The organism is uncultured Parabacteroides sp., from assembly GCF_902493135.1.
Lineage (GTDB): Bacteria > Bacteroidota > Bacteroidia > Bacteroidales > Tannerellaceae > Parabacteroides.
In genome coordinates this window covers 1-9557 of sequence record NZ_CABUOD010000077.1, presented here as the reverse complement: position 1 = coordinate 9557, position 9557 = coordinate 1, and the positions used below count along the sequence as shown (strand labels likewise).

Sequence of the window (9557 nt, the reverse complement as noted above, 5' to 3'; positions counted from 1 at the left end):
ATCCGTGCCTAAATTATGTCTATTGTAAGCAGGATTTTCTTTTGACACACCTTCTCCCTTGATATATGAATTAATTAAATAGCATACAGAGAACTGATGGATTCACCGCTACATACACGACGGATGGCTTCGGCAAACATATCGGCAACAGACAGTACTTTCACCTTCTCGCATTTCTTTGCATAAGGGATAGAGTCTGTAAAGATCATTTCAGTCAAAGCAGACTGGTCGACACGCGTAGAAGCCGGGTCGGACATCACGGCATGGCTGGCGATGGCACGCACGGATTTGGCACCGTTTTCGAGCATCAGGTTGGCAGCCTTCGTAATAGTACCGGCCGTGTCCACCATATCGTCGATCAAAAGGACATCCAAGCCTTCCACATCACCGATGATGCGCATTTCTGCCACTTCATTGGCACGCAGACGTGATTTGTGGCAAATAACCATCGGCAGTCCCAGGTATTTGGAATAACTGCTGGCACGTTTGGTACCCCCGACATCCGGCGTTGCGATACACAGGTTATCCAGAGGCAAAGATGATTTTATGTAATCCAGGAAAATGGAAGATGCATACAAGTGATCGACCGGAACATTGAAGAATCCCTGAATCTGATCGGCATGCAAGTCCATCGTGATCAGGCGGTCGATACCGGCAGTACTCAGCATGTCTGCGATCAGCTTGGCGCCGATAGACACACGCGGTTTGTCTTTTCTATCCTGACGAGCCCAACCGAAATAAGGAATAACTGCGATTACAGAGTGTGCAGAAGCACGCTTGGCAGCATCGATCATCAGGAGAAGCTCCATCAGATTATCAGAGTTAGGAAACGTTGATTGTACCAAGAAAACATCGCGGCCGCGGATCGACTCTTCGTAAGAAACGGAGAACTCTCCATCAGCAAAGTGTTGAATGTTCATCTGTCCCAACGGACAACCAAGACTATTGCAAATTTTCTCTGCAAGATACCGGGAGTTGGTTCCCGAAAACACCAAGAAAGGAGTTTGTGCACTCATTATTCCGAATATTTATCTTAAGTAAATAGATTTGAATTGTGGGTGCAAAGGTATAAAAGAATTGACAATTGACAATGGACAATTGACAATTACCGAAAAACTAATTGTCTATTGTCCATCATCCATTGTCAATTTAATATGTAAACTTCAGTAAACGACCGGAATAAGCAGGTATGACGACCTGATAAGGCCAGGCTGCCGTCAGCGTGCTGATACTGGTTTCGCCGGTCATCAGATCGGTCAGCACGGCCGCCTTGTTGTCCCCGAAGTCAAGCGCTTTGAATGCCTGGTCGGGTATCCGGATGCGTACTGTCTGCTCCGCCTTGTCAAAATTAACCACCACTAACAACACTTCGTCCAGATATTTACGCATGAACACGAATTGGCGATGCGGATTAAAATACGGATTACTCAGGTTTGCATACATCAAATCATAGAAAACACCTTCCGTGATGACCCGTTCGGACTTGGCTATATTCAGGATCTTTGCATACGCTTCGCGCAATTGCCGTTGCTCAGCAGTCAGTTTGCCGCCATCGAAAGCCCCTTCGTTTATATAGTTGCGCAAGCTGGCAAGACTCCAGTAATCAAAAATCGTCGTACGTCCGTCACGTCCGCTAAACCCTTCGTCATCCATTCCCGGCTCCCCTAACTCCTGCCCGCTATAGACCATCACCGGATTGGTGTTCATCATGGCCGAGACGATCATCCCCGGAATACCCGGACGCGGATCACCGGCAAAGAAGCAAGAAGCGATACGCTGTTCATCATGGTTTTCAAGGAAGTTCAGCATGTTATGCTGGATGCCTTCAAGCGACTGCCAGCATCCGGATATATTGCTTGCCGGAGCCTGGTTGCACATGACGGCGCGTACCGTATCGTAGAGTCCGACCTTATCATACAAATAATCAAAATGTCCGTTCCGGATATAATTGCGATATTCAGCTGGATTATAAACCTCGGCAATAAAGCAAACATCATAAACCTGTTTCACCTTCGGGATCACCCAGTTCCAGAATTCAACTGGAACCATTTCCGCCATATCGCACCGGAAGCCGTCAACGCCCTTTCCCGCCCAAAAAAGCAGGATATCCAACATCTTTGTCCAAGTATTGGGGACCGGATCAAAATACGTCGCACGCCCGTTCAGGTAATCGACCCCGTAATTCAACTTGACCGTTTCATACCAGTCGTTTTGCCCCGGACAAGCATCAAACCGGTCGTTTCCGGTTACTTTAGCCGGGAATTCACTATATTCGAAATCTTCCTGCTGGGCCCCGAACGGCAAGGATAAGGGTTGTCCCGGTATATAATAAAAATTATTGCCGGGATCGAAAGCCTTCGAAGTATTGTCTTTTTGTCCCAGATCTTCCACATACGCCATCTTGGCATCCGAATGATACTGGCGGGCGACATGGTTGGGAACGAAATCGATAATCACTTTCATTCCGGCTTCATGCGTCCTTCCGACCAGCGATTCAAATTCTCCCATTCGTTCCGGCACGTGATCCGCCAGATCCGGGTCTATATCGTAATAATCTTTGATGGCATAAGGCGAGCCGGCATTCCCCTTCACGACCGCCGCATGGTCTTTTCGTATCTGGTAAGCCGTATAATCGGTATTCGTTGCATGTTCGATCACTCCGGTGTACCACATATGGGTAGTTCCCAGCTCCTTGATCTTTGATAAAGCAAGGGGCGTAAAGTCCGAGAACTTTCCGACTCCGTTTTCGACTTTACTTCCATTCTTCACCAAGGATGATTTCTTATTACCGAACCAACGTGGAAAGACCTGGTATATTACCATCTTATTTGTCTGTTTCATCGCGCTATTTGTCAACTTAGTTAATATTTCAGGTGAACACCGGAACATCCGGAAAAAACTATGGCATCAGGGCATTGTTTCTTCTTGCCATAATAGCGTTCACCAGGGTTTCATATTTATTTTCTTTTATCACGACCTCGAATGCCCGGATTGCCGCGCCATATCCGATATCCGCGATCTCGTCCACATTCTCCAGGTCGAATGTCTTATACATGCCGAACTCCTCCGCCTCGATCAGGACATCACACATTTCGCGGTCTTCCAACGTGTTTGCCCGGAACATATAGTGATAGGAACGTTCCGCAATATGGAAAATCGTCTGCTTGTACTTTTGCGGGACAAGGGGACTGACATTCACACCGATGATACGCTCACATTCTTCACGGATGATGGAAACCGGGAAATTATGGAAAAGACCTCCGTCGACGTAATGCACTCCGTTTATCACGACCGGGCTAAAGATAATCGGGATACTACAAGAAGCAGCCACCGCCTCCACGATGGGACCGCTACGGAACTCATGACTTTCACCGTTGTCAAGGTCGGTAGCCACGACAACCAGAGGAGTTTTCAGCTCTTCAAACGTCTTAGCTCTCAAATGACGACGAAGGAAATAACGGAACCGCTTGCTATCGAACAATCCCGATTTCGGGATTTGCAACTGGGCGAATTCGGAAAACTCACGTCCGGTAAAGAGTTCTTTGATTTCGCCGGACGTATAGCCATCGGCAAACAAAGCCCCCATCAACGAACCGACACTTGTACCTACGATGATATCAGGCTTCAGGCCGCATTCTTCGAGTAATCTAAAAACTCCGATATGAGCAAAACCTTTCGCTCCTCCCCCGCTCAGAGCCAAGCCCAATTTATAGGTCTTATGGTTCGTTTCTTCCGTCATTTGCGTTTTCATTCTTAATCTGTGACAAATATGCTGTTTTTTTTAGAATGAAACATTATTATTTACGAAAAAGTTTCTCTACTTCTTTATTTTCGTTATATTTACAGGTAAACAATAAAGGATCGTAAGGCACTAAGTGTCAAAACGATCAAATCCATATTAAATTTAAATCTCATTGCTATGATTACACCTATTTTTTGGATCATACCGGTAGCCTCCATCCTGGCACTGGTATTTGCCTGGTTCTTCTTCAGGCAGATGATGAAAGAGAGTGAAGGGACGGAGTTAATGGCAAAAATAGCCCGGCACGTACGCAAAGGGGCTATGTCGTACCTGAAACAACAATACAAGGTGGTCGCTTCGGTGTTTCTCGCCTTGGTGGTTCTGTTCTCCATCATGGCGTATGGGTTCGGAGTACAAAACGAATGGGTTCCGATCGCCTTCCTGACCGGCGGTTTCTTTTCCGGCCTTGCCGGTTTCTTAGGGATGAAGACGGCGACCTATGCATCCGCCCGTACCGCCAATGCCGCCCGCTCGTCCCTGAACAGCGGCTTGCAGGTTGCCTTCAGAAGCGGCGCCGTCATGGGGCTGGTCGTCGTCGGCCTCGGTTTGCTTGACATTTCGTTCTGGTACATATTATTAAACATCTGCATCCCGGCCGAAGCGATGGATGCCACACATAAACTGACCATTATCACGACCACCATGCTGACCTTCGGGATGGGAGCCTCCACACAGGCGCTCTTCGCCCGTGTCGGCGGAGGCATCTATACAAAAGCCGCCGATGTCGGGGCCGACCTGGTCGGGAAAGTGGAAGCCGGTATCCCCGAAGACGACCCGCGCAACCCGGCAACCATTGCCGACAATGTGGGAGACAACGTCGGCGACGTAGCCGGCATGGGGGCGGACCTCTATGAATCCTATTGCGGCTCGATCCTGGCAACCGCCGCACTGGGCGCGGCCGCATTCGTGGCGTCCGGCGACGTGGAGATGCAATACAAGGCGGTCGTGGCGCCGATGCTGATCGCCGCGGTCGGGATCGTCTTGTCGATTATCGGTATCTTCGCCGTCCGTACCAAAGAGAATGCGACGATACGCGAGTTGCTGAAAGCGCTTGCGATAGGGACGAACCTCAGCTCGGTGTTGATCGCCCTTTCCACCTTCGGTATCCTATACATGTTGGGCTTGGAGAATTGGTTCTGGATCAGCTGTTCGGTCATCATCGGATTGTTGGTAGGGATCGTGATCGGCCAATCGACGGAATACTATACTTCCCAATCTTATAAGCCCACCCAACGGGTTTCGGAAGCCGGACTGACCGGACCGGCAACAGTGATCATCTCCGGGTTGGGACTGGGCATGTTGTCCACCGCAATCCCGGTACTGGCCGTAGTAGTCGGAATCATCTGTTCGTTCCTTTTTGCTTCCGGATTCGATTTCAATAATATAGGAATGGGATTGTACGGCATCGGCATCGCCGCCGTCGGGATGCTCTCGACTTTGGGCATCACACTGGCTACAGACGCCTACGGGCCTATTGCCGACAATGCGGGCGGCAATGCGGAGATGTCCGGATTGGGCAAGGAAGTCCGCAAACGTACGGATGCACTCGACTCCTTAGGCAACACGACCGCCGCAACAGGCAAAGGATTTGCGATCGGTTCGGCAGCCTTGACGGGCCTGGCATTGCTGGCCTCTTATGTGGAAGAGATTAAAATAGGCTTGCTCCGGTTGGGCGAAACAGTCCTGACATTTTCCGACGGCAGAGCCATCGAAGTGTCAAAAGCCTCTTTCTCCGATTTCATGATCTATTACGATGTCACGCTTATGAATCCGAAGGTGTTGGCGGGGATGTTCCTCGGTTCCATGATGGCTTTCATGTTCTGCGGATTGACGATGAACGCAGTCGGACGGGCTGCCGGGCATATGGTGGAGGAAGTACGCCGCCAGTTCCGCGAAATCCCCGGAATTTTGACAGGAAAAGCCGAACCCGATTACGCCCGTTGCGTGGCCATCTCGACAAAAGGGGCGCAACACGAGATGGTGCTCCCTTCCCTGTTAGCCATCATTGCACCGATCGTCACCGGTCTGGTATTCGGAGTGACAGGAGTAGTCGGTTTGTTGATCGGCGGATTGAGTACAGGTTTCGTACTGGCGATCTTCATGGCTAACTCTGGAGGAGCCTGGGATAACGCCAAGAAACATATCGAAGAAGGGAACCACGGCGGCAAGGGCAGCGAAGCCCATAAGGCGACAGTCGTAGGCGATACGGTCGGCGACCCGTTCAAAGACACCTCCGGCCCCAGCCTCAACATCCTGATCAAGCTGATGAGCATGGTAGCGATCGTCATGGCAGGACTGACGGTTGCCTGGAGCTTGTTCTGATCAGGCTCATTTTATAAGAATGTTTGAACCACTAAAGAACCAGGTTCTCAGATAACACGGATCGGGTGGATCTTAACGGATAAAATAATTTAAATCCGCTTTCATCCGTTTCATCCGCGAACCTGGTTCTTTAGTGGGATATTTAGGTTCCATTGCCCTTTTACTTTCATAAAGTTTCCTACCGAGGGAACTTTCGTTTCCTACCGAGGGAACTCTCGTTTCCTGCCGAGGGAACTCTCGTTTCCCGCTAAGGGAATTTCTGTTTCCTTCAGGGGGAAACTGTAATAGGCTGTATGTTAACGTTTTTAGTTGACTACTTAGCGTCTTATTTATAAAGCAGGTTGACCGGTTTGTAACTTAGTAATAAAATAGGTTGACCCTGTTCTTTCTTATTGATGAACGAGGTTAACCCGGACAAAAATAATCAATATTGTTATTATCCCAAAGAGATCATGAAAAAACCACCACGGTGGTTTGCCATGCGGCTGGAGGCGTGAAGCCTCCAAAGAGCCTTACCGTGTGCTTCTTCGCTCCGGCGGCGTCTCTTTATCCGGTTTGCGCCAAGTCTTTTTTCTTCTTGATGGCTATTTCCCGGTAACTTTTCCACCTTTTTTTCATCTCGCCTTCACCCCGGGCTGCCTAGGCGGGTGTCATGCCCTCCAAGCTCAAGTGAGGGCGTTCATGGTTATAAAAGTCTACGGCACCTTTCACGGCCACTTTCACTTCCCGGATACTATAAAACTCCATACCCTTAAAAAACTCATTCTTAATGGTATTATTCACACGCTCGGCCACGGCATTGTCCTTGGGATTTCCGCTCTCGGTCATGCTTATGCCTATTTTACAGTCCTTTAAACGGCCTGTATACGCGTAACTGGCATATTGCACGCCACGGTCGGAATGGTGGATCAATCCTGACAGGTCTTTCCCCTTGTAATGCTTCAAGCTCATTTCCAGGGCTTCCAACGGATATTTTGCTTCCAATGTTTCTCCCACGCTATAACCCACGATTTCTTTCGTATAATAGTCCGTAACCAGGGATAGATAGCAAAAGTCGTATTCCTTGCGCTCCTTGCTTGTCCAAAACGGAATATAAGTGATGTCACTCACTATCAATTCACAGCCACGGCTGGGGAGCAGATCTTTCACCAGGTTCGGATAAAGGGGGAGATCATGATTGGAATCCGTGGTTGACACGCGCCGTTTGCGTTTGCGCACCTTCAACCCGTAACGTTCCAGGATATCATAAAAACGGTTATATCCCACGCTCCGCTCCTCTCCGAACTGCTGCCGGTACATCTGCCAGAGCTTATTGCCACCTATGCCACGATCTTTTCTACGGACATCTTTAACGAACTCAACCACAAAAGATTCCTGGGACAGCTTGAGCATCAGATTATCCACATGCTGGTAGTAGGCTTGTTTACTCACACCAAGCAGACGACACATAGGGACAATGCCGTAAAGCTTCTTGTCCCTATCGTGAAGCCTATTTGCTACTTGGTGCCAGCTTTTTTTAGGTCGATACCATAAACTTCTTTACCGAAAGCGACCATTTCCTCATAAAAATCAGCACGCAAGCGTTCACGGGTCAAATCCTTTTTCAGGATCGCGATCTCCTCTTGTAACTTCTTGTAGTCTTCAGGAGTGACTTCTTTTCCACACTTTTTCATTAATTCGACTTGTTGAGGATTTTCTCGCTCAAAGGTAGTCAATGCTTTGTAAACGCGGCTACGACTTACTCCTAATTTCTCTATAATACTCTTTACATCCATGCCTTCAAGCAGGCGAAGACGATTTATTTCCTGAGTAAGCAAATTGCGTGCTTGTTCTTGAGTGTAATTCTTTGCTTTCATTTCGATGATTCTTTTAGAGTCAACCATATTTACAAAAAGACATTATGGAAATTGTCAGCGGTTTGTTCATCTCTAAAAACATCGTATATCAAAATGGTAAACCTGCCTACTTGGTGGATTTGGGAAAAGCCTTTGAATGGCTCTTTAATATCAAGATAGGCGACTATCACCAAAAGCATGAGGATGTGATAAAACGAAAGCCGGGCAAAATCACGGAGTTTCTTAATGGACTGGCAGATCTTATCAGAAAGGAACATGATAAAAAAGGATATAGATAATCAAGAACTTAACACCCATTTATAGGGGATTCCATGTCCACCCTCGTAATTTCTTTGTACTGGTTTTCAGAACTTTGCTTCATCAATCGATTGACAAACAAGTATGTATAATCAGAAAAATGAAGCAACTATGTATATAGAAAACTACGATTTCAAAGAATGGATGCAAAAGCTATTCGACAAGCTGGACGAGCTTTGCAGAGATGTGCGGGCATTGCGCAATGCTGACAAGGTGCTGCCCGAAGATGATAACCTGCTGGATAATCAGGACTTGTGCCTATTATTCAAGGCCAGCATTAAAACTTTGCAACGCTACCGTGCTTTGGGCGTATTGCCTTATTTTACAATCAGCGGAAAAGTGTATTACCGGGCTTCGGATGTCCGGGAGTTTATAAAGGAACGGTTCAGTTCGGTAACGCTACGCAAGTTTGAGAAAGAACACGGTACAGATAAGAAGTAAACAGATAAGCCGGAGCATTGGATAATTTGCCTGTCTGCTCCGGCTTTTTTGGTTTATGGATTGCTTAACTTGCCCGCTTCTTCCTTTAGCTGTTCGGCTTGTTCGTTCAGCAATCTTGCCCTTTCCAGTGCTTCCGCTTGCTTCTTACTACGATATTCAAAATCAATAACCGTATCTGTCAAGTCCTGAATGAAAGCGTTGTTCCGTTCACGGATAAACTTTAGTTCCAATAGATTAAGGATATTCCCGTCCGCTTTCCCTTTCATCAGGAGATAACGGTATTTTATGTCATTGTCCTGTAACTGCTGCATACATTCCATAAAACGAACATTCAGGATTAACGAAACAATACCGATAACTATTCCTGCTGAAAAAAGAAAAAATTTTGGTTGCAGGTAGGGAGTTATCCGGCTTAGGATTTTATCGTATAACGAAATGGGTTCTACCTTTTCCTGCTGCCGGGTATCTGCCGGAAACAATGAGTTTAGTTTCTCCTTGAAATACCGGTGCGAAGTCACAATCATTCCCTTTATATCATCAAAGTCTTGTTTCTGATTGTCTGACTGTCTTTTCTTGATACTGGCGATTTGGTTCAAAATCTCCTGCACTGTATTTTCAGAAATAGTGGGTTTGTTCTGTATCTCTAAAATACATTGTTCGATTACATCCAGCCGGTTTATCGTTTCTTCCCGGCTGGCTGGCGTTACCTGCTGCTCCTGCTTCTCTTTCAGTTCCGTAACCATAGAGAGAAGTCCCTCTAAAATCAAATTATCTTCCATACGTCTATAACTTAAATTGTCGTTTCTTTTTCTTCTTCTTTCTCAAATCGGGATTGTCAG

The 9557-nt window shown here is 47.3% G+C and carries 7 protein-coding genes and 2 pseudogenes; 3 read left to right on the top strand and 6 right to left on the bottom strand.

Translation table 11 applies throughout. The features are described 5' to 3' along the window. Positions 1-74 precede the first annotated feature (74 nt). From RDN79_RS18560 to RDN79_RS18550, 3 genes are all read right to left on the bottom strand, one after another. The gene (locus tag RDN79_RS18560; RefSeq protein WP_298552596.1) at positions 75-1016 is read right to left on the bottom strand and encodes a ribose-phosphate pyrophosphokinase; all 942 of its coding nucleotides are present in this window, start codon (positions 1014-1016) and stop codon (positions 75-77) included. 133 nt (positions 1017-1149) lie between these two features. Continuing rightward, the gene (locus RDN79_RS18555) at positions 1150-2841 is read right to left on the bottom strand and encodes an alpha-amylase family glycosyl hydrolase (protein ID WP_298552592.1); all 1692 of its coding nucleotides are present in this window, start codon (positions 2839-2841) and stop codon (positions 1150-1152) included. A gap of 58 nt (positions 2842-2899) precedes the next feature. Next, a complete protein-coding gene (locus RDN79_RS18550) occupies positions 2900-3739 on the bottom strand; it encodes a patatin-like phospholipase family protein (RefSeq protein ID WP_298552882.1) in 840 nt (279 codons plus the stop codon). A 180-nt stretch (positions 3740-3919) separates the two neighbouring features. Between RDN79_RS18550 and RDN79_RS18545 the strand changes: the two genes are divergently transcribed. After that, positions 3920-6124, top strand: a complete 2205-nt coding sequence (locus RDN79_RS18545; RefSeq protein WP_298552589.1) for a sodium-translocating pyrophosphatase — start codon at positions 3920-3922, stop codon at positions 6122-6124. A 639-nt stretch (positions 6125-6763) separates the two neighbouring features. Here the strand turns inward: RDN79_RS18545 and RDN79_RS18540 are convergent. Together RDN79_RS18540 and RDN79_RS18535 are read right to left on the bottom strand one after the other, a co-directional pair. Further along, positions 6764-7603 (bottom strand): annotated as a pseudogene (locus RDN79_RS18540) (IS3 family transposase); the annotation flags it as partial. 17 nt (positions 7604-7620) lie between these two features. Beyond that, positions 7621-7980, bottom strand: a complete 360-nt coding sequence (locus RDN79_RS18535) for a hypothetical protein (protein WP_298552587.1) — start codon at positions 7978-7980, stop codon at positions 7621-7623. Positions 7981-8018: 38 nt separating this feature from the next. Between RDN79_RS18535 and RDN79_RS18530 the strand changes: the two are divergent. Beyond that, positions 8019-8258, top strand: a pseudogene (locus RDN79_RS18530) (RteC domain-containing protein); the annotation flags it as partial. Positions 8259-8388: 130 nt separating this feature from the next. Then, positions 8389-8718: a helix-turn-helix domain-containing protein gene (locus tag RDN79_RS18525; protein WP_298552586.1), complete on the top strand. Its 330-nt coding sequence runs from the start codon at positions 8389-8391 to the stop codon at positions 8716-8718. A 53-nt stretch (positions 8719-8771) separates the two neighbouring features. Here RDN79_RS18525 and RDN79_RS18520 read toward each other — a convergent pair whose 3' ends face one another. Then, on the bottom strand, positions 8772-9497 hold the full coding sequence (locus RDN79_RS18520; RefSeq protein WP_298552585.1) for a hypothetical protein: 726 nt from the start codon (positions 9495-9497) through the stop codon (positions 8772-8774). Positions 9498-9557 lie beyond the last annotated feature (60 nt).